A 19,176-nucleotide genomic window follows, 5' to 3' on the forward strand; every position below is an offset into this window, starting at 1 on the left:
CTCAGATGGTGCAAATGCCGCTGAGCAGTCGTCGGACAATCGGTCCCCCACCTCTAGTGGCTCTCAACAGCGGCCGTCTCCACAACTCCAGGCGCCACCCCTCTCACTATCGTCTGCGAAGCCGCCAACCGTCGCACCCGTGCCGGAACTGGCATCACCGACACCGTCGCCGACGTCATCGTCCCACGTCGTCACGCATGGTCACGGTGAACCGACAGCGACCAACGTCGGGTCGAGAGATGATGTGATCGCCGGTACCGACGGTCGTTTTCGTGCCGCCGGCTATTCGTTCGGGACCTGGGCGCAGGCGGCGGATTTCGCAGATCGCCAGTCGCGCCGGTCGACGATTTCGCGTGAGGATGTCGACAACCGGCAGCCGCGGCAGCTTGCCGAAGGTCCGGTTCGGAAAACGCCATCACTCACGGTTCCCGCCACGGAGCTCGACCATGGTGTGACGAAGTCGGCAGATGGTCGCTACCGCGCGGGCGGCTACGTATTCGAAACCGAACCGCAGGCTCGGAGCTACGCCTTGCGGCGGACTAGTGGCGTTCCCGGACTGCAATCGGCACGTCGTGTGGAGGAGGCCCGGCCAACGTATCAGTCGCCACCACCGCCACCAGCACCGCCGTCGACACCGCCACCACCGCCGCAAAGAACTAAGCCTTCCCCGACACTATGGGCCCCTCCGCATCAGCCCTCTGTTCGTCGTGTCCGACCTGCCGTGAAACCGCAACGCGAGCCGCGGTGGATCGTCGGGCCTGAGCTGCTGGAGATCGGCCCGATTTCTTTCGACGCCAAGCTCGTTTACGTAGGTCATCAGGCCGATCCATACGGATATCCTCGACATCCGGCGTTGATCGACCCCGCGTTGACCGTGGCGGAGCGCTACGTTTCGTCCGATACGGTGAACAGTTGGAATGCCGACTACCACGCATTCGATCCGGCTGCGCGAAGAGGGTATCTCGAATGGCTTGCTGCGGGTCGTCCCGGCGGCGCGGCACCCGCGTTCGCCAAGCTGTATTTCTATGGCCTGGAGCGAAGGTTGCTCCTCGACGATGCGAAGGCTGAGGCGCACCTGATCCTGGCCGAACTGCGGCGGCTGATGGTGTCGTACGGGGAAGACTACAACTTCGGACCAGCCGCCGCCAAGTTGATCGATCTGGCTTCGCTGATCGCGAAGGAGGACGGACCGAGAACGCGGCCGAACCTGCTTCTCGGCAACGGGTACGAATTACCGCTCAAACTGCGCATCGAACTCGGCGAGCAGGTCGCCGCAGGCGAGCCGCTCGGTTCGGACGCAGCGCTTTGCTGGCTGTTGGCTACGCCCCAGACATACCCACGAACCGCGATCACGCGATGCTTCGACGAGTTCCTGGACCTTTGGGGCCGTCGGTTTGCTGAAATCTATCCTGCGGGCTTGAAGGTTCGTGTCCCCAAGGCCCGGATAAATTACCGTTACCAATCCTCAAACGGGTTCCACGCGGATATGATTCTGCCCAACGTGCCGGATCTGTCCGGGACATCGGCTCCGCTGGGGCGCCTGCGGAATCTCATGGACGAGTGTTCCGACGCCCTCGGATCGTACAGTCGCCTCGTCGGTGGCAACGCATCGGTTCGAGGAACCCTACCTGCAGCAGCGCTGCTCCCGCCGGTCATGTCCAAGGGACCTTTCGGCGAACCCCTCAGAGCAGCGCGGCGCGGGTTGGCGCTTACGCCGGACAAGCCGACGATAACGACAACGGCGGCGATCCTGGATGCCACCATGCTTCCCGATCCAGGGGACGGGGGTACCGTGAATACCGCCTGCCAGAAGCAGCTGGCGCAACGGCTGGATGCAATCGGCGTCGGTTTCGAACCGGATCGGCGGTACGGTGCTACAGGGCCGATGAGTGTCGGTTCTATCATCGGCCTGTTCGAATTGGGGGATACGTCTCCTCTCGCCACTGACGATCCGACATATGCGACGGCGCGTTCGGTGGTCGACATCGCGATTCTGGCCGCGTCGTCGGACGGGGCGATCGTGCCAGCGGAAATTCTTGCCATAGGCGATCACATCGCGGGCTTCTCGGAACTTCACGAGGGGGCGCATCGTCGGTTGGCTGCGCATATTGCGGTCGCCACGGAGCAGCCTCCAAGGTTGGCAGCGGCCCTCAAACGTCTTGCGGATCTCCCAAACGACGCACGGCGTAACGTCGCGACTGCCGCGGCGGCCACGATCCTGGCTGACGGTCAGATACTTCCGGCGGAGGTCCGATTCCTCGAGAACCTGTATAAGGTGCTCGGCCTACCCCAGGATGACGTCTATGGTCTGCTTCACCGTGGGGGCGGCGGCGATGCCCCGGTCACGGTCATGGCCGCAAGACCCGAAGCCGGTATTCCGCTGCCTCGCGAAATGCCGAAGAGCGAGTTGTTGATCGACAGCGTACGTCTCGCCAGGATCCGGAGCGAGACGACGGACGTCTCGAAACTCCTGGCTTCGATTTTCGTGGAGGACGCGGCACCACCAGTCGAAAAGGTCGTCGGAGCCGAAATCGGCAGATATGGGGGCCTCGACAAGGCACATGAGGCCCTCTTGGCATTGATCGTGGAGAATCCGGAAACGACGCGTTCCGATTTCGATGCGGCAGCCCGAGCGGTGCGCCTGATGCCCGATGGCGCCATCGAGACGATCAACGAGTGGGCGTTCGACAAGTTTGACGAACCGATCTTCGAAGACGACGAAACGTTGATCATTCCCGCTCACATTCTCAAACTTCTTGAACAGATGGATGCATCGTGACCCAGCCAACCCTCCGCCCTCGAGACCGCGACACCATACTTCAGGCGCTGGCGGCAGGCGTCGTGCCCCGTTTGGGGCTGCGCCACATCCAGGTCGGACGGGCTGGGGAAATTGCGGCACTCGTTCGCGACATTGACCGTGTAGCGGACGGTGGGGCGGGGATGCGCCTCGTCGTTGGCGAGTACGGCGCTGGAAAGACCTTCTTCCTCAATCTCGTGCGACTGATTGCCCTGGAAAGAAAGTGCGTGACGATACACGCCGATCTCGCTCCCGATCGTCGACTTCACGCCACGGGCGGACAGGCTCGCGGTCTCTTCTCCGAAGCGATCAGGAACATGGCGACGCGGACGAAGCCGGAGGGCGGGGCCCTAGCCAGCATCCTCGAGCGGTTCATCGGAACCTGCGTTCAGGTAGCCGAAACAGAAGCTCGACCGATGGAACGCGTGATAGACTCCGCTTTGGCGCCTTTGCACGAACACCTCGGCGGGCATGATTTCGTGACGGTCGTGAAGGCGTACTGGCAGGCCGGGGACGATGGTGACGACGGCCGAAAGGCGGCGGCGTTGCGCTGGCTTCGCGCCGAATATCCAACGAAGACGGAAGCGAGAAACGCGATCGGCGTTCGTTCGATAATCGACGACGCGGACGTTTACGACAGCTTCAAGCTGATGGCCGCCTTCGTTCGGATCGCCGGGTACGCGGGAATGGTCGTCGTCCTTGACGAGATGGTGAACCTCTACAAGCTCCAGAGTGCGCAAGCGAGGAATCAGAATTACGAGCAGCTGCTGCGCATGCTGAACGACGTGCTTCAGGGCGACGTCGCGGGTTTGGGGTTCGTGCTTGGCGGGACCCCGGAGTTCCTGATGGACAGCCGACGTGGCCTCTACAGCTACCAGGCTCTCCAGTCCCGCCTTGCCGAGAACGGCTTCGCCACCGGCGGGCTCGTCGACCTGTCCGGACCCGTGGTGCGGTTGCAGGGCCTGACGCCCGAGGATCTGCTCGTGCTGCTTGGCAACATCCGTTCGGTGTTCGCATCGAACGTCGACGTTGGCGAACTCGTGCCTGACAGTGCTCTCACCGCCTTCATGTCTCATTGCAACACTCGTATAGGCGAAGCGTATTTTCGGACGCCACGTAACACCATCAAGGCTTTCGTTCAGTTCCTGGCGGTGCTCGAGCAGAATCCCGGAACGGATTGGCGGCTGCTGATCGGAGCGGTGGAGGTGGCCAATGACGAGGACTCGGCCATCGGCGACGAGGACGGCGATGACGAACTCGCCACCCTGCGACTTTAGTGGTTTCATCATACGATAGGCTGCACCGCGATGTTCAGCGCTGGATCCGGGACGAGGGGTGGACCGAGCTCCGACAGGTGCAGGACCAATCCATCTCCGCCATTCTCACCGGAGATGAGGATGTCTTGATTTGCGCGGCCACTGCTGCGGGCAAGACGGAGGCAGCCTTCCTGCCGCTTCTCACGCAGGCCGCGTCTCGGGAGGCCCCGGGACTCGCGATCTTGTACGTCAGTCCGCTGAAGGCCCTTATCAACGATCAGGCGCGACGGCTGGATGGCCTCTGCGAGAGTTTGGGTCTGCCGCTTGTCCGATGGCACGGAGACGCGCCGCAAGGGCCCAAGACACGGACGTTCAAGCATCCACGTGGCGTGGCGCTGATCACGCCGGAGTCGATCGAAGCAATGCTGGTCAGGCGTCCGGCGGATGCTCGACGGTTGTTCGGTGCGTTGGACGCGATCGTGATCGATGAGTTGCATGCATTCCTTAGAGGGCCGCGTGGCCTCCATCTCGCATCACTGCTTCGACGGATCGACGCCTTGGCTGATCGGCGGCCGCGACGAATTGGTTTGTCCGCGACCATCGGGGACCCGGCGATCGCCGCGTCCTGGCTACACCCGAGTGCACCGTCTTCGGTTGTTCGTATCGAGGTCGAGGGCGGTCAGCCCGAGCTACGTCTCCAGGTTCGAGCGTATTTACAAAGGGATTCGGTGATCGGCACCGATGCGATCGGTTCAGATGGCACACGGATCGAGGGCGACGTGGACGCCTTGAGCGATATCGCCGATCACGGCTTCAAGCATCTTCGCGATGAGAACAATCTGTTATTCGCCGGTTCCCGGCGCAACGTGGAGGAGCTGGCCGACCGTCTCCGCGCGCGGTCAGAGGCTGCAGGAGTTCCCAACCCCTTTCTGCCGCATCATGGCAATCTTGCCCGCGAGTTGCGCGAGGAGGTCGAAGGCCGTCTTAAGGCCGGCGACCTGCCGACCACGGCGATCGCCACCACGACCTTGGAACTGGGTATCGACATCGGTTCGGTCGCCTCGATCGCACAGCTGGGCCCCCCTCGATCGATCGCGGGACTCCGCCAACGGCTTGGCCGGAGTGGTCGCCGCGCCGGTGCCGCCTCGGTGCTTCGCATCTACATTCGGGAGCCGGCGGCTCCCGATGGACCGCTAGGTCGACTACGCCTGCCCACGATATGCGCGATAGCGGCCGTACGCCTGCTGCTGGACCGCTTCGTCGAACCGCCCGAGCGCTTCGACCCGAGCACGTTCAGTGTCGCCGTGCAGCAGACCCTATCCCTCATCGTCGAACGCGGTGGGGTGACGCCGGCGGGATTGCATAGAGAGCTGTTCGCAGGTGGCGCCTTGGCGATGTCTGCTGGTGATCTGGCAAACCTTCTTCGAGGAATGGCGGATCCGGAGGTCGGTTTGCTCGAACAGTCGCCTGACGGGCTACTGATGTTGGGGCGGACTGGCGAGCGTATCACCGTCTCGCGCGACTTCTACGCCAACTTTGACACCGAAGAGGAATGGAGGCTCATTGCCGGCGGTCGCTCCTTGGGGACGATACCGTTGTCAAATGCCGTGGCGGTCGGCGTCCTCGTTGGTTTCGCTGGGCGTCGTTGGCGCATCCTGGCGGTCGACGATCCGGCCAAAGTGGTGGAGGTCGTCTCGCATCCGTCAGGCCGACTTCCTCAGTTCGATAGCGGATCCGGCGAACCGATGCACGATCGCCTGGCAGCGGAAATGCTCGCGGTTCTCCGTGATGCCGATCTGCCCCCATGGCTGGACAAGACGTCAAATCGAATGCTCCAGGAGGCTCGAACGGCGTGGTCGGGAATGACGTTCATTGACGGACCTCTGATTGCAGCCGGCAGAGCGACCATATTGTTCACATGGCGCGGCACGACATTCAACGCTCTCGCTGCGGTAGTGTTCGTTGCGGCGGGCTACAACGCGGAGGCAATTGACGTCGGCGTCGAGATTGACGGGCTCAGTCCATCGGAATTGGTCGCTCAGGTTCCGCGACTCATGACTTTGCTCGACCTCGAGCTGCTTTCGAAAACCATGGAGGGATTGCGTCATGCGAAGTATGACGAGTTCGTCGTGGAAAGCCTGCTCAGAAAGGACTGGGCACGGCGAAACTCGGTTCTGATCCCCGAGATTTCGTCGTTCTTAAACGATATAGCGGAACCCAAAGGCGCTGTCGTCTAACGGAAGGTGCAGATCCAGCACGGGCTGATGACATTCATGTTGAGCTTTTTTTGTCATTCTGATCACGCGAGCAAGCTCATTGCCTACTGCTCCGTCTCGTCGGTCGCGACTGCCCCGATCGTCATGGCCAGTAGCGAGGCACCACGAGCCTCGTGGTCGAGTTTCAGCAATCGGACCCAGTGCGAGATGTGCTTCGCCGCCGCTTCGACCCCTTTGCGCTGCTGCTGCGGGGTCGTCAGATCCGTGTCGTTCTCGATGACCGATGCAATCGACAGCGCATAGAAGTCGATGATGTCGTCGGCTATGAGCTCACGGTCCGGCGAATTTGCCGCGAGATACTGCATGACGATGGGCATGATCTCCTGGAACAGGTCGATTTTGGCCTGGTCGTCTACCTTCATGATGTTCATCCCAGCGATTTGCCCGAATCGCTCGACGGCGCAGAGGCTGCATCATGGAAAATACCGCATCGCAGTTCGATCTCCTTGGCCAACTCCGCGCCCTGATCGCGCAACGAGACGACGCAGCGGAGGCGTTCGACGTCTTCAAGCAGGACGCGGTGATGGCGACGGCAGGTGATCCGCAAGTTGTTGACGCATCGTCTGAAGACGCTGCACAGGCTGCGGTAGAGCAGGTCGACACGTTTGCCTCGGAAACGGAAGGCTTGATGGTAAGCGCGACCGACGACGAACTGCGGTCAGCATACCGACAGACCGACGGTGAGATGGGCGATTTGGCGGCCGAGACGCTTCTTGACGAACTTCGACGTCGAAATTTGGTGGACTGAGGTTCTGATGCGAAGAACCGTTGGCGGTGGAACTTGAATTTGAGGTTGCGTTCACTGGCGTTTCACGTTCGGGGCCGGGCTTCGGTGTTCGTGGATGTCATAGGAATTTTCGATGTGTAACCGGGCGAGGTTCAGCGGCGAACCTGAGACGATCTTCGAGCGGTTCGGTGCCGAATGGCTGACCGAGAAGTCGTTGGACAATCGTTTCGATCCGAAGGAACTGCGGCCGTTCGGGCGGGCATATGTCGTACGGAGGGAAGGCGACCGTCGCGGGCTCGACGTGATGGAATGGGACGTCCTGGCGGGGCAGGCGAAGCAAGCCGGCCGTAAGGTTGCACAAACCAACGTTCGCACCCTCCATCTTCCCCAGTGGCGAGCACTGGTCAGTGATCCGGCCAACCGGTGTCTGATCCCGCTTACGGAATTCTGCGAATGGGCACGCGAGCCAACCGATCTTGGTGACGGCAAGAAGCCGATCAAGGGTGAGATGTGGTTCGCAGTTACCGACCAGCCGGCGTTCGCGGTTGCCGGCTTCTGGCGACAGGTAGGTGACCGGCGATACTTCGCGATGGTGACTTGCGATGCGAACGAGTTGGTTTCGCCAATTCACCCCAAGGCGATGATCACGATCCTGCGGCCGGACGATCACGATCGGTGGCTGAGCGGAAACTATGACGATGTCCTTGCGATGCAGCGGCCCTTCCCAGCCGCACGGATGACCGTACGGGGTCCGGTCTTCCCGACGCGGATGGGTCCCGGGTTTGTCTGAGCAGCCGGCCATGTCCCAGCGCGAAGTATGGCAAAGGGCGTCGCTGATCGTAGCGGAGTTCGGCGACGACGATACCGTTGATTTCGTTGCGCGGTTTACGGATATCCTCAAGGATACTGCCAACCCGGACGACTGGCGCCGTATCGCTGCCGCCGTGGACGTCATTGCCGCCGCTTCGAAGCAGTAGCGTTATTTCTCTGTCATAATGGGGCTCTCCGCCATCCCTTGAGCGTTTGAAGGCGGCAAGGAGACGACCATGGCAGACAGAGAGAAGATTACGGACGGTCCGAATGAACGGGCTATCGACGAACCGATCGCAGGCACCGGGCCTGGTATTCCCGATGATGCGCTTCTCCCGGGCGAGGATCTTCTGGAAGCTCCGAGCGACGCCGAGGTTGACCGGATCGCCGAGCATCTCGGTGCGCACAAACCGACGAAGACACAGTGATGGACGATACCGCAACGCAGACGAGGCAGCGTGAGATGGCCACCGAGCATCTGCTGTTCAAGCTGATGGAATACGTGGAGGCGCGACATGCCGGTCTGCTCGACTTCATGGAGCAGAGCCTGGATCATCTTGGAGATCCGGCAACCGATTCGACGAAGGATGATGGGGCCGTACGGGAGATTGCACTAGCCATGATCGTCGGTGCCCGCAAACAGAAGTGAACTAGGCTCGCACGGTCGGAACTTGGGAGATGTCGGTCGTCCATGCAGGCGATCGCATTTCCGAGCGCATTTTCCATTCGCGCTTGAAACCTTGGGAAGCCGTTACTGCGGTCAATGTGCCGAATTTCCCGTTGATCGCGTCGAGTGCGCTCATGAGCCGGTCTCGTTTCGTCGTATCCCCTTCGAACAGCGTGCGTGGCCGCTCGTCTTCGGGCAGCAGGTCGTCCAGGATTATTCCGGCTTTGGTGAAGGCGTAGCCGTCCCGCCATGCCTTCCGAGCACCACGTCTGGCCGCCGCGATGAGTTCGAAGCTGTCGTTCGTCATCGGATGCAGCGTCACCATCCGCGACGCTCCGTACTGTGGTCGATCGGGCTTGTGCTTGTTCGTATGGAAGAACGCGGTCAGCCGGGCGGCGACTAATCCGTGCGATCGCAGCTTTTCGCCTGCCCGCAGCGCATATTGCGAAAGCGCGCCCATCATTCGTTCAAAGTCGCAGATCGGCGTGCCGAAGGACCGGGTGACCGCCATGCCCTTTCGCCGCGGTTCGATCGCCTCCACGGCATTTGACGGAACGCCCCGCAGTTCGGCCACCAGCCGCTCGAGGACCACCGTCCCGACGGCGCGCGCCTGCTTCATCGGCATGTCCCGGAGCGCGTCTGCGGTGTGGATACCCAAGTCGATCAGCTTGCGGGCGGTCGCACTACCAACCCCCCAGACGTCACCGACCGCGAAGGTGTGCATGACGGCACGACGCGTGCTTTCGTCACGCAGATCGGCGACGCCGGCGAAGTCCGGATTCTTCTTGGCCGCGGCGTTCGCGAGCTTCGCCAGTGTCTTCGTCTCCGCAATGCCGACGCAGGTGGGGATCGTAGTCCACAGCTGGACCTGCGCGCGCATCGCCTGAGCATGGTTGATGAGATCACGTCCCTCGAAACCTGCAAGATCGAGGAACGTCTCGTCGATCGAGTAGATCTCGAAGTCGCGGGCAAACGGTTCGCATGCGGCGATCACCCGACGCTGCATGTCGCCGTAGAGAGCATAGTTCGATGACCGGACCTGGATGCCGTGCTCCTTCACCTTGTCACGCAGGTGGTGGATCGGATCGCCCATCTTGATGCCAAGCGCCTTCGCCTCGGCAGACCGGGCGATCGCACATCCGTCGTTGTTCGACAGGACGATGACCGGGACGCCGGCCAGACTTGCGTCGAAGGCGCGCTCGCACGAGACGTAGTAGTTGTTGCAGTCGATCAGGGCGATCGGCGTGCTCATGCGAGCTTGCGCGCGACGCCGACCACCGTGCCCCATATCTCGACGTGCTCGTCGACGAGAATGTCTGCGAACCCCTCGGCCTCGGGGATGAGCCAGTGACGCCCTTCGACGAAGCGCAGTCGTTTCAGCGTTCGCTCGCCGTGAACGAGGGCTATGACTATGGCTCCCGACCTCGGAGCCTTGGCTCGGTTCACGACGAGCAGATCCCCGTCATTGATCCCGGCACCGGCCATCGATCGTCCTTCGACACGCATGACGTAGCTCGCAGCCGGGTGTTCGACGAGCCAAGCACCCAGGTCGATCGGCTCCTGCATGTCGTCCTGAGCCGGGGACGGGAAACCGGCCGGCGTATGAACGAGAAAGAACGGTACCTCGCACGGGACGAGTTCGAATGGGACGTCGTGAAGCCGCACAGTATCAACGGCGCGATTCAGCGACACGACGACGGGGCGATCCCCGTTTCTCGATAACATGACCTAGTGGATCGTGGCTAAGAGGAGCTGGTCGTCTCGGGCGGCAAGAACCGAGCGGGCATCCTGGGCGACACCGACGGCTTGCCGGTACTCCATGGTCCCGAACCGCTCGGCCTCTTCGAAGCCGAAGGGCCCCGGTTCCACAGGCGGATAGAAGTTGTCGTATATGGCGCGGGCAGCCGCTCTCAGCCGCAGATCATGCTGCATTTCGTTGCTCCATCAGTGGCGAGTCGCCGCAATCGGCGAGCACGTAGCTAAGCGCCAAGCCGGTTGATTAGCAAGAACATTGCAAGAACATCGACATGATGCGATTGTCGGATCAACGATTCGAGGACCGCAAGAATGACCAATCACGACGATGACCAACCGGAGCACAAATCCGCGTTTGGTGAGTGGCTGGTGACGCAGAAGGACCGAAGCGATCTCGTCGGCCAGCTTGCGATCGGAGCCGTCGCTGATCGCCGTTTTCCCCGCAACGGGGATCCGGAAGCCGTGCGTAAGCATCTCAGCGCAATGCAGGCGGAAGGCGACATGTTCGCTGCGGTCGATGACGCCGAGTCCGATTGGCTATCCGCGTGATGCAGGACGCATGGGAACAGGCCTTCGCCTTGATGGCTGATCACGGTCAGATGGGGGCTTGCCGCGTCGTTGCGTCCGGTATGCAGAAGGCGTCCTCCGAACAACCCGAGCAGTTCCGGCGGTGGGAGGTCTTGGCGGACTGCCTGAATGCGGTGGCGGACGCCAGTCGGCAGAAGCACTGATGTGGCAGGTAACTCGGTGTTAGACGTTACCCCAGTCCCGACGTTCTCATGCACTGTGACGCGCGTTCACGACGGCGACGGGCCTCTATGGTGCTCGAATGGCGTAAAGGTGCGCATCGCGGGAGTGCAGGCGCCCGACTTCGAAAGCGCGTCGCCTTGCCGCGCGGCGGATCCACGGCGGGTGAACTATCGCTGCGACGATACTGCTGCCAGACGCAGTCAGCAGATCGTCGAGCGCTTGGTGTTGCGCAAGACTCTCCGGTGTGAGGCAACCGGCAGAAGCTATGCCCGTGTCGTAGCGCGATGTAACTTACCTGACGGAAGGTCGCTGTCCTGTGCCGCGATCGCATTTGGCGCGGCGATCAGATGGGATCGGTATTGGCGGCAGTACCGAATGGGGAGGTGCGAGTAGCCGGTAGAGTACTTCTTAAAACATCGGGTTGGGACTCCCGGTCTCGGAGCGAGGTGTTTCCTCCCGCGTGGCATCATAGTGCCCAACTACTTTACCGCTCAGCACGCGTAAAAACTTCACGGCTACCATCTGCTTAGCTGCCCATCTGACATAGCGACCGTGGATCATGATAAAGTCGCCTTCTGCTACCACGATTCTGGGCTCGCAGGTTATGGCTAGCCTAAATGCCAAGCCAATTTACTTGTGAGACTACGGGGATAGGAGCCGCTAATCAGCTCGTAAGCGTACCTGTTCTACTGGGTAGTGTGAAGAAACCGGTCGGTTTACCTCTGTAGGGGAAAAGGCGATCAAATCGTTAGCGCTGCCTGTCATTTCGCCACTTCGTTTCTGACGCTTGGCGGCTAGCAAATAAGTTCGCCGCCACCATCTGATGCTGGGTGTTTGTGGGTAGCTTCCTGGAACCCTCGGACGAAATCAATTTTTCGGGAAATATTATTCGCAACGAACTGGATACGGAACGGTCGTAGAACATCTTGGGAACGCTCGACCACGAACTGCGGCTGGTATATCGAATGGGAAGGGAGATCGAGTGTGCGCAAAGACATCACGGGGTTCATCGACGATTACATCAAGGAGATGGAGGCCGGGCAGGCTGCCGTTTTCGCTGGCGCCGGGCTGTCCGTTCCCGCCGGGTTCGTTGACTGGCGTCATCTTCTCGCGCCCCTGGCGGTCGAGCTGGATCTAGACATCGCGCAGGAGACGGATTTCATCGCGCTGGCCCAGTTTCACGTCAACGCGAACTCGAACAACCGGTCTCAACTCAACAAGGCGATCATTGAGGCATTCTCCACCGGCGCAAAGCCGACTGAAAGTCATCGATTGCTCGCCGGCCTGCCGATCGCGACTTGGTGGACGACCAACTACGACAATCTGATCGAGCGCGCGCTCTCGGGCGCGGGTAAGATCCCGGACGTCAAGCACACCGTTGCGCAACTTGCGAATACAAAGCCACGCCGTGATGCGATCGTTTTCAAGATGCATGGGGATGTTGATCATCCTGATCAAGCCGTCGCGACGCGGGATGACTACGAAAGATATGCCGGCAGCCGTGGTGCGTACATAAACGCGTTGTCCGGTGACTTCGTCAACAAGACCTTCCTGTTTCTCGGTTTCAGTTTCACCGATCCCAATCTCGAGGCGGTGCTTTCAAGGATACGCCAAACCTTCGAAGGCAACCAGCGTCGCCATTACGCGATCTTCAAGAACCGGACGCAGAATGCAGACGAGGACGATGCCGTCTTCATCAACGCGAAGACGCGGCAGAGCTTGGTGCTACGCGACCTCGAACGTTTCAACATCAAGCCGCTGATGATAGATGACTACCCCGAGGTGCCGGTCATCCTTGGAGAGTTGGTGAAGCGCTATCGCCGACGAACCATCTTCGTTTCGGCCAGCGCGTCGGACTTCGGGGTTTGGGGAGAGGCCCAGGTCACGGGTTTCATGCGCCGGCTTGGCGCGACCGTCATGGACAGCGAAGTTCGACTGGTGACCGGTTTGGGTCTTGGCGTCGGCAACGCGTTGTTCACCGGCGCCGTGGAGCAGGTCGTCCGCAAGGGCCAGGGGCACATGGAAGACCGGATAATAGTAAGGCCGTTTCCGCAGGCACTGCCAGATCCTGATCGGGAAGACCTTTGGGAGACGTATCGCCAGACGATCGTCGCGGAGGCAGGCGTCGCCCTCTTCATGTTCGGCAACAAGGAGGTCGGCGGGGCAATCCAGAATGCGCGAGGCGTCGAGCGGGAGTTCGAGATTGCGCGCGAGCATGGCCTTGTGGTGCTGCCGATCGGCGCGACGGGTTCGATGGCTTCCGTACTCGCGTCGCGAGCGCTCGCCGACCCGGACGTGTACCTTTCGGAACTGGATGGCACTCAACGTGCGCAACTAGCCGAGTTGGCAAAGCCGGTGGCTGATCTCGCGACGTTGATCGAGCCGATCATGGCCCTCGTGCGAGGACTGAAGGGTGTTCGCAAATGACTTTTGCCAGGTCTGAAGCGGACGAGGGCGATTTGAGGCCCCGATTGGCCTTCCGGATTGCACATGGCAATCATGGAGGGGCGCTCGGCGATAGCAGCCTGGACTGCGACCGTGATCAGCAACGATCTCAGTGATCACTACGACAAGTGTCATCAACACAACCAACCCGGAGATCCCAAATGGCCAAGCAGTGTTTTCTCAGCTTTCATTACAAGCCCGATGTGTGGCGCGTCTCGCAGGTGCGGGAGATTGGCACGATCGAAGAGCAGCCCCTGTTGGCATCCAACAAGTGGGAGGAGATCAAGGAGAAGGGCAGCGACGCCATCAAGGCGTGGATCGACACGAACATGAAGGGCAAAAAATGTCTGGTTGTCCTTGTCGGTACGAAGACGGCTGGTCGGGCGTGGGTGAACTACGAAATCAAGAAGGCTTGGAAGGACGGTCTCGGCGTGCTGGCCATTCACATCCACAACCTGAAGGATTCTTCGGGCAATCAGTCGACCAAGGGGTCTAACCCGTTCTCCGGCCTCTTCGTCGATGGCGAGTCCGTAACCGGGAAGGTCTACGATCCGCCGTTCGTGACGAGCACGAACGTCTACAAGCACATCCAGGACAACATTGCATCGTGGGTGGATACGGCCGTCGCGGCACGCTGACATAAGACATCGGGGTGCTCCTTGGCGCGCTCCGATGTCCAAGCCGGACCAGCGTCCGCTTCTTTCAAGAATACGCGGGCATGAGAACGTGGCTTGATTGAACGAACAATCATGTCAGCGGGGTTTGCTTCCTGGGAAGAGATGACAGTTGTCGCTCCGTCCGCTCGTGCTAACAAGAATATGACGACGACGGGGGTCGGGATTCGGTCGCGTGGGGGAATAAGGTGTTCGGCGGGAAGATTGGTGCGTTCCTGGGTCGTGTCGGCGACGCCAGTCATTCGTATGACGTATCGACGGAGACCTTCGTTCAGCCTCGTCTTGAGCGGCTTGCGGACGAGTTGCGTCTTCAGCAGGACGGGATCGAACGCGGTGGGGACAACGTGCCGGCGTCCGAGGACACCGGCTTCGATCTGGCTGAGACCCGTGTCGTGGACCGTATCGATCGGGAGCGGTCGCACGCGGAAAACCAGTTCCGCGACATGATGAACACATATCGCGATCGTCTGTTCGATCTCGAGTTCGACACCAAGGCAAGCCAAATCCGTTCGGCGGCCGAGGTGGGCGTCGCGGTCATCGGCGGAGAGACGGCCAAGGGTGTCGATCGGCTGAATCCGTTGCGTCGCGAGATGCTGAACGCCGAAAGGTATCTCATCGCCTTTCGCGAAAGGCACGGGTTGGACCGACCCGCCGATTATCCGCAGACGAAGGGCGAGCGCTGGTTTCTCTACGGCCTGTTGTTCGTCGTCCTGGTAATCGAGATGCTGTTGAACGGGGTGTTTTTCGCACAGGGCAATCCGCTCGGTCTCGTTGGCGGTTGGTTCCAGGCTGCGATATTCGCCACACTCAACATATTCATCGGGTGGAGTGCCGGTCGGCTCGGGACGACTTTGATAATCCACCGTTTCAAGCCCCAACGGGTGGCCGGTTGGACGATCATCGCGCTGTACGTCATCGGTGCGGTATTCCTGAACCTGACCGTAGCGCATTACCGTTCGGCATTTTCGATCGACCCCGTCAATCCGGGTGCCGTCGCGTGGCGGACGATGCGCGAGGGGGCGTTCGCAGGGTTGGACGCGGCGTCGATCACGATGTTTGCACTAGGCATAGTCTTTTCGATCATCGCGCTCGTCGACGGCCGCAAAATGGGGGACGCCTATTTCGGGTACGACCGTCCTTCCGGCAATTTCGACAGACGTCGACAGGACTATCTGGACGATCGGCAGGATCTGATCGACGCCGTGCAACGCGCCTACGAGGAGGCGCACGCGAGAATGAACGAGGAACACGATGATCTCACGCGGAAGCGGTCGGAAAGTCGCTCCATCCACGAGGCCATCGCACGCATCACGCGTGGTTACGACGCCCACCTCGGGTTTCTCGAACGATTGGGCGGCGACCTCCTTGGAATCTACCGTGAGGCGAACCGGAAGGCGCGTAGCACGCCGGTGCCTGGACATTTCAACCGCCGCTGGGAAATGCCTCGCGGCGCGCCACCGTCATACGGCGAAATCCGTTACTCCGACGAGGAAGTGTCGCGCATCACTGTCGCAGCGAAGAACGAACTCGACGCGCAGGCAGGTCTGCTGAATGAAGCGCGCGAGGGCGCCATGGCGCGTTTGCGGTCGCTGGATGATCTGGAGACTGTCCATGGCGCGTAACAGCCGTATTCCCGCCCGCTCGCGTCGCAAGGAACGTGAGGCCAAGCAGATGCGCGCTGGCGTCATCCTGTTTGTGATCGGAGCGGCTATCCTTGCGGCGATCGGGGGCCTGTACATCTACGCCGGTCGGGCGAACCCCAACCTTGCCGCTGGTAACCTTTGTCCAGACAGCGGCCCCGTCGCCATTACCGCCGTGGTGGTTGACGTGACCGATCCAGCTTCGCGCGTGACGCAAGCCGCCATCCGGTCCCGCATATTGGCTGCAGCCGAAGAACTTCCGCGGTTCGGCATGCTGAAGATCTTCGCGGCCGGCGCGGACGAAAGCGCATTGCTCCAACCGCTGTTCGCGAAATGCAATCCGGGCACCAAGGCCGATGTGAACGAACTGACATCATCGCCCGAGCTGGTCCAGAAGCGTTACGACGAGGGGTTTGAAGCGCCGTTGTCCAAGGCGTTGGACGGCGTGCTCGACGTTCCCACGGCTGACGCCTCACCGATCCTCGAAGGGATCCAGGCGGTTACTGTCGCGGCTTTCCCTCCCGGGGTCGCGAAGCTGCCTCGTAGGTTGCTGGTAGCGTCAGACCTCATCCAGAACTCGCAGGCGTTCTCCATGTACGGCGGACCGTTGAACGAGGATGCGGCTGAGCGGGTTGGCGAAGCTATTCCTGCGCAGCTCGAAGGCGTGAACGTCGAATTGCTGATGATCAGGAGAGCCGCCCAGGACACCCTTCAGACGTCGCCCGAATTCGTGGACTTCTGGGAGGGATGGTTTGGCGCTGCGGGCGCCAGGGTGCGACGGGCCACTCCGTTGCCGGGAAGGAATTGACGAGATGAAACTCGAACAGGGTACCGCCAAGATCCAGGCAATCACTTTTCTGGCGGCGGCCGTGGCGGGGGCTGCGTGCATAGTCGTGCTGAAGACGCTCGGCGTTCGGCAGATGATAGTGACGGTCGCACCCTGTCTCGTGATGGCGGCGTACGCCTCGTTGATCCTGGGCCGCTACTATCGCGCCCGGGCGGATCAGATCGGCGACAATCTCTACTATCTCGGCTTTATCTTCACGCTCATCAGCCTGTCGGTGTCGCTGTCCCAGTTCTCGTCGGGCGGTTCTGCCGAGGACATCGTGGCGAACTTCGGAATCGCGTTGGCGACTACGCTGCTCGGCGTGACGCTTCGCGTCGTGTTCAGCCAGATGCGAAGCGATCCTGTCGAGACGGAGAAGGAGGCGCGTCTGCAACTGGCCGAGGCATCACGCCGGCTGAAGGTCGAGTTGATGAACGCGAGTGCCGAGTTCGGCATGGCCGCACGCGCCAGTCGACAGTCCGTGAACGACGTGATCGAAGAGATGCAGGAGAAGTTGGGCGCCACGCTCGATGCCGCAGGGGAAAGGCTTCGGGAGTCCGTTGCACAGAGCGCGAGCGGTTTGTCAGGTGCCTCGAAGGGGCTCGAGGCTCAGATCGGCGGTGCGGCGACGCGACTGGCGGATGCGAGCGAATCCCTCAGGGCCGCATTGGAGGCGTCAACGACGCGTTGGGACGATGGGGTACGCGACACGTCCGATCGTAATACCGAGTTCAATTCGGTCGCCCGAAAGCTGTCGGGAGCCGTCGACCGTCTGGCTACGCGGATGGACAAGGGCGTGGGCTCCGTCGATGGGATCGAACTGCGCTTCGCCGCCTTGGCCGTTGCGGCGGAAGGTCTCGAACAGCGCTTCGTCGGCGCAGGGTTGCAGATCGACGGGGGCGTCGAAGCCATCGCGGTTCTGCGACGGGACGCCGCCGACCTGCACCACTTTGCGTCCGCGGCGTCGGCAGCAGGGCAGGGGCAGGCAGCGAGCGTCGAACGGGCACTTGGTGCAGTCGCTCGCGCCGAAACGGCGGCGGATACGATCGAGGCACAGCCTGCTCGGATGGTCGACATTCTCGATGAAGCCGAAGGACGGATGCGTACCGTAGTCGATAGGGCGATCGCCGCAGTCGAACGCGTCGAGCGAGAAGCCGCGTCGGCTCGGCCCTCAGCTCCTGACGCGTCTTTGGACGACCGGCAACTGCAGTTCGAACCCTTCGTGCCGCCCGCCGTCGAGACTGAAGGGCGGCCGGCGGTCTGATGGCTTTCACGAATGACCGATCGGTCGAACGCGACAACGCCACCTATCGCAAGGGGTTGGTGTTGGGTTTGACCCTGGCCGAACTAGGCATTCTGATCATCTTCGTCCTGCTATTGGCGTTCGGCGCGGCGCTTCTGACCAAGGATCGGGAGATACTTCGACTCAAGCGTGCCGTGCCCGAGGAACGGGCTGCCTCACGTGTCGAACGATTGCTCCGTGAAAAGGCCGCGGACCCGGTAGCGGCCCGTACGCTGGCGCGCGAACTGGTCGATTCCGCCGTTCGGCAGGATGCGCTGACGGATTATCAGCGGCGGCTGCAACAGGCTTCTTCCGCCGTGAGGAAGGCGGAGCAGGCCGTGATGCGGCCGGAGGATCACGTCGAGGCTGCGGCAGAAGACATGGATCGGCGAGGCGAGGAGCTACGCAGACGCATCGCCGACGTCGCGTCCGAACGCGACGCCCTGAAGGGTACGCTTGCCGATCTGCCTGCGGGACAGCGCCAGATTGCCGACCGCATGCTGGCGACGAAACTCGAGAACGAGAGGCTGAAGGGCAGCATGGCCTACGCCGCACGCCGGCTCGAGGCGCTAGGCAAAGGATCCGAGAAGCCGGCTTGCTGGGCGACCCGGACAGGCTCGCCGGAATACGTGTTCGACGTCGCTTTGACGTCGGATGGGATCGTAACTCGGGATCGCGCGCTACCGAACCGTCGCGCCGATCAGGCCAGGCTACCACTCTCAGCAATGTCCTACGGTCGGACCTTACAGGGCCCGGCTTTCCAGGCGATGACGAAGCCGCTCTTCGATTGGGGCGAAGCTCACGGTTGCCGGTTCTTCGTGCTGGTCACCGATCGCACAGGGGCCGCGGAGAAGCGTCGGTACAAGACGTTGCTGCTTTGGGTTGAAGGTCACTTCTACAAATATGAAAACAGGGCGTGACGCCCGGCCGGGGGGAAGTGATATGCAGGGGTTGTTCAAGTTCGTCTACAGCGCAGCATGTCTGATTGTCGGGTTCTCGGCGCATGCGGAGACCGTGATCGCTGGAACGGTGAACTGCAGGGCGGCGGCGCGAACGACCTCGCCTGTCCTTGGCACGTTGAAGCACGGGATGGATGTACCCGTCCTGTCGACCGCCCAGGGCTGGAGCTACGTCGATCCTCCCGCCCTGCCGGCGTGTTGGGTTCGCCGCGACCTGCTGGGGCCGCGAACCGTTGCGTACGCCGGCTATGTCTCGGATCCCGCGGCGACGGTCGTCCGTTCGCGCCTGTCGTCTCATCGCCGAGGTTCTGG

The 19,176-nt window shown here is 61.5% G+C and carries 20 protein-coding genes; 16 read left to right on the forward strand and 4 right to left on the reverse strand.

Annotated features, from left to right (window positions below):
- Window positions 1–244: 244 nt before the first annotated feature.
- The 3 genes from ASE82_RS09205 (at window position 245) to ASE82_RS09215 (ending at window position 6,290) form a co-directional block, all read left to right on the forward strand.
- Window positions 245–2,779, forward strand: coding sequence for a tellurite resistance TerB family protein (locus tag ASE82_RS09205; RefSeq protein ID WP_162236725.1), 2,535 nt, complete (start codon window positions 245–247; stop codon window positions 2,777–2,779).
- On the forward strand, window positions 2,776–4,074 hold the full coding sequence (locus ASE82_RS09210; protein ID WP_056061962.1) for an ATP-binding protein: 1,299 nt from the start codon (window positions 2,776–2,778) through the stop codon (window positions 4,072–4,074). Before ASE82_RS09205 ends, ASE82_RS09210 begins: the two co-directional genes overlap by 4 nt.
- A 77-nt stretch (window positions 4,075–4,151) precedes the next feature.
- Entirely contained in the window at window positions 4,152–6,290 is a 2,139-nt protein-coding gene (locus ASE82_RS09215; RefSeq protein ID WP_235524644.1) for a DEAD/DEAH box helicase, read from the forward strand.
- 83 nt (window positions 6,291–6,373) lie between these two features.
- On the opposite strand, the gene ASE82_RS09220 is transcribed toward ASE82_RS09215, so the two are convergent.
- Window positions 6,374–6,691: a hypothetical protein gene (locus tag ASE82_RS09220; protein ID WP_156348834.1), complete on the reverse strand. Its 318-nt coding sequence runs from the start codon at window positions 6,689–6,691 to the stop codon at window positions 6,374–6,376.
- Between the two features lie 53 nt (window positions 6,692–6,744).
- Here ASE82_RS09220 and ASE82_RS09225 point away from each other — a divergent pair, with 53 nt between their 5' ends.
- The 5 genes from ASE82_RS09225 to ASE82_RS09240 all read left to right on the forward strand — a co-directional run bounded on the left by ASE82_RS09225 (window position 6,745) and on the right by ASE82_RS09240 (window position 8,515).
- A complete protein-coding gene (locus tag ASE82_RS09225; protein WP_056061971.1) occupies window positions 6,745–7,077 on the forward strand; it encodes a hypothetical protein in 333 nt (110 codons plus the stop codon).
- Window positions 7,078–7,189: 112 nt separating this feature from the next.
- Window positions 7,190–7,846, forward strand: coding sequence for an SOS response-associated peptidase family protein (locus ASE82_RS09230; protein WP_056061974.1), 657 nt, complete (start codon window positions 7,190–7,192; stop codon window positions 7,844–7,846).
- A gap of 10 nt (window positions 7,847–7,856) precedes the next feature.
- Window positions 7,857–8,033: a hypothetical protein gene (locus ASE82_RS19400; RefSeq protein WP_156348835.1), complete on the forward strand. Its 177-nt coding sequence runs from the start codon at window positions 7,857–7,859 to the stop codon at window positions 8,031–8,033.
- Window positions 8,034–8,102: 69 nt separating this feature from the next.
- Window positions 8,103–8,294 carry a hypothetical protein gene (locus ASE82_RS09235; RefSeq protein ID WP_056061977.1) on the forward strand — a complete coding sequence of 64 codons (192 nt, stop codon included), beginning with the start codon at window positions 8,103–8,105 and terminating at the stop codon, window positions 8,292–8,294.
- On the forward strand, window positions 8,294–8,515 hold the full coding sequence (locus ASE82_RS09240; protein WP_056061980.1) for a hypothetical protein: 222 nt from the start codon (window positions 8,294–8,296) through the stop codon (window positions 8,513–8,515). The genes ASE82_RS09235 and ASE82_RS09240 overlap by 1 nt, the downstream gene beginning before the upstream one ends.
- A gap of 1 nt (window position 8,516) precedes the next feature.
- Here the strand turns inward: ASE82_RS09240 and ASE82_RS09245 are convergent, their stop codons facing one another.
- Genes ASE82_RS09245 through ASE82_RS09255 form a run of 3 tightly spaced genes read right to left on the reverse strand, consistent with a single transcriptional unit; the run spans window position 8,517 to window position 10,465 of the window.
- Window positions 8,517–9,785: a Y-family DNA polymerase gene (locus ASE82_RS09245; protein WP_056061983.1), complete on the reverse strand. Its 1,269-nt coding sequence runs from the start codon at window positions 9,783–9,785 to the stop codon at window positions 8,517–8,519.
- A complete protein-coding gene (locus ASE82_RS20375) occupies window positions 9,782–10,258 on the reverse strand; it encodes a translesion error-prone DNA polymerase V autoproteolytic subunit (protein ID WP_082441410.1) in 477 nt (158 codons plus the stop codon). The genes ASE82_RS09245 and ASE82_RS20375 overlap by 4 nt, the downstream gene beginning before the upstream one ends.
- Window positions 10,259–10,261: 3 nt before the next feature.
- Entirely contained in the window at window positions 10,262–10,465 is a 204-nt protein-coding gene (locus ASE82_RS09255) for a hypothetical protein (RefSeq protein WP_056061985.1), read from the reverse strand.
- 135 nt (window positions 10,466–10,600) lie between these two features.
- Between ASE82_RS09255 and ASE82_RS09260 the strand changes: the two genes are divergently transcribed.
- The 8 genes from ASE82_RS09260 (at window position 10,601) to ASE82_RS09295 (ending at window position 18,825) form a co-directional block, all read left to right on the forward strand.
- Window positions 10,601–10,837, forward strand: coding sequence for a hypothetical protein (locus tag ASE82_RS09260; protein WP_056061988.1), 237 nt, complete (start codon window positions 10,601–10,603; stop codon window positions 10,835–10,837).
- Window positions 10,837–11,019 carry a hypothetical protein gene (locus ASE82_RS09265; protein WP_056061991.1) on the forward strand — a complete coding sequence of 61 codons (183 nt, stop codon included), beginning with the start codon at window positions 10,837–10,839 and terminating at the stop codon, window positions 11,017–11,019. The genes ASE82_RS09260 and ASE82_RS09265 overlap by 1 nt, the downstream gene beginning before the upstream one ends.
- 1,003 nt (window positions 11,020–12,022) lie before the next feature.
- Window positions 12,023–13,465: an SIR2 family protein gene (locus tag ASE82_RS09270; RefSeq protein ID WP_056061994.1), complete on the forward strand. Its 1,443-nt coding sequence runs from the start codon at window positions 12,023–12,025 to the stop codon at window positions 13,463–13,465.
- Between the two features lie 179 nt (window positions 13,466–13,644).
- The gene (locus ASE82_RS09275; RefSeq protein WP_056061997.1) at window positions 13,645–14,121 is read left to right on the forward strand and encodes a TIR domain-containing protein; all 477 of its coding nucleotides are present in this window, start codon (window positions 13,645–13,647) and stop codon (window positions 14,119–14,121) included.
- 224 nt (window positions 14,122–14,345) lie between these two features.
- On the forward strand, window positions 14,346–15,779 hold the full coding sequence (locus ASE82_RS09280) for a hypothetical protein (RefSeq protein WP_056062000.1): 1,434 nt from the start codon (window positions 14,346–14,348) through the stop codon (window positions 15,777–15,779).
- The gene (locus ASE82_RS09285; protein ID WP_056062003.1) at window positions 15,769–16,605 is read left to right on the forward strand and encodes a hypothetical protein; all 837 of its coding nucleotides are present in this window, start codon (window positions 15,769–15,771) and stop codon (window positions 16,603–16,605) included. Before ASE82_RS09280 ends, ASE82_RS09285 begins: the two co-directional genes overlap by 11 nt.
- Before the next feature lie 4 nt (window positions 16,606–16,609).
- Window positions 16,610–17,887, forward strand: coding sequence for a hypothetical protein (locus ASE82_RS09290; RefSeq protein WP_056062006.1), 1,278 nt, complete (start codon window positions 16,610–16,612; stop codon window positions 17,885–17,887).
- On the forward strand, window positions 17,887–18,825 hold the full coding sequence (locus ASE82_RS09295) for a hypothetical protein (RefSeq protein WP_056062009.1): 939 nt from the start codon (window positions 17,887–17,889) through the stop codon (window positions 18,823–18,825). Before ASE82_RS09290 ends, ASE82_RS09295 begins: the two co-directional genes overlap by 1 nt.
- Window positions 18,826–19,176 lie beyond the last annotated feature (351 nt).

The organism is Sphingomonas sp. Leaf230, from assembly GCF_001421745.1.
In the GTDB taxonomy this organism is placed as follows: Bacteria; Pseudomonadota; Alphaproteobacteria; order Sphingomonadales; family Sphingomonadaceae; genus Sphingomonas.

Coding starts and splice junctions, on each gene's coding strand:
- ASE82_RS09220 (WP_156348834.1), bottom strand. CDS start 6,691: ATGAAGGTAGACGACCAGGCCAAAATCGACCTGTTCCAGGAGATCATG.
- ASE82_RS09225 (WP_056061971.1), top strand. CDS start 6,745: ATGGAAAATACCGCATCGCAGTTCGATCTCCTTGGCCAACTCCGCGCC.
- ASE82_RS09230 (WP_056061974.1), top strand. CDS start 7,190: ATGTGTAACCGGGCGAGGTTCAGCGGCGAACCTGAGACGATCTTCGAG.
- ASE82_RS19400 (WP_156348835.1), top strand. CDS start 7,857: ATGTCCCAGCGCGAAGTATGGCAAAGGGCGTCGCTGATCGTAGCGGAG.
- ASE82_RS09235 (WP_056061977.1), top strand. CDS start 8,103: ATGGCAGACAGAGAGAAGATTACGGACGGTCCGAATGAACGGGCTATC.
- ASE82_RS09240 (WP_056061980.1), top strand. CDS start 8,294: ATGGACGATACCGCAACGCAGACGAGGCAGCGTGAGATGGCCACCGAG.
- ASE82_RS09245 (WP_056061983.1), bottom strand. CDS start 9,785: ATGAGCACGCCGATCGCCCTGATCGACTGCAACAACTACTACGTCTCG.
- ASE82_RS20375 (WP_082441410.1), bottom strand. CDS start 10,258: ATGTTATCGAGAAACGGGGATCGCCCCGTCGTCGTGTCGCTGAATCGC.
- ASE82_RS09255 (WP_056061985.1), bottom strand. CDS start 10,465: ATGCAGCATGATCTGCGGCTGAGAGCGGCTGCCCGCGCCATATACGAC.
- ASE82_RS09260 (WP_056061988.1), top strand. CDS start 10,601: ATGACCAATCACGACGATGACCAACCGGAGCACAAATCCGCGTTTGGT.
- ASE82_RS09265 (WP_056061991.1), top strand. CDS start 10,837: ATGCAGGACGCATGGGAACAGGCCTTCGCCTTGATGGCTGATCACGGT.
- ASE82_RS09275 (WP_056061997.1), top strand. CDS start 13,645: ATGGCCAAGCAGTGTTTTCTCAGCTTTCATTACAAGCCCGATGTGTGG.
- ASE82_RS09285 (WP_056062003.1), top strand. CDS start 15,769: ATGGCGCGTAACAGCCGTATTCCCGCCCGCTCGCGTCGCAAGGAACGT.
- ASE82_RS09290 (WP_056062006.1), top strand. CDS start 16,610: ATGAAACTCGAACAGGGTACCGCCAAGATCCAGGCAATCACTTTTCTG.
- ASE82_RS09295 (WP_056062009.1), top strand. CDS start 17,887: ATGGCTTTCACGAATGACCGATCGGTCGAACGCGACAACGCCACCTAT.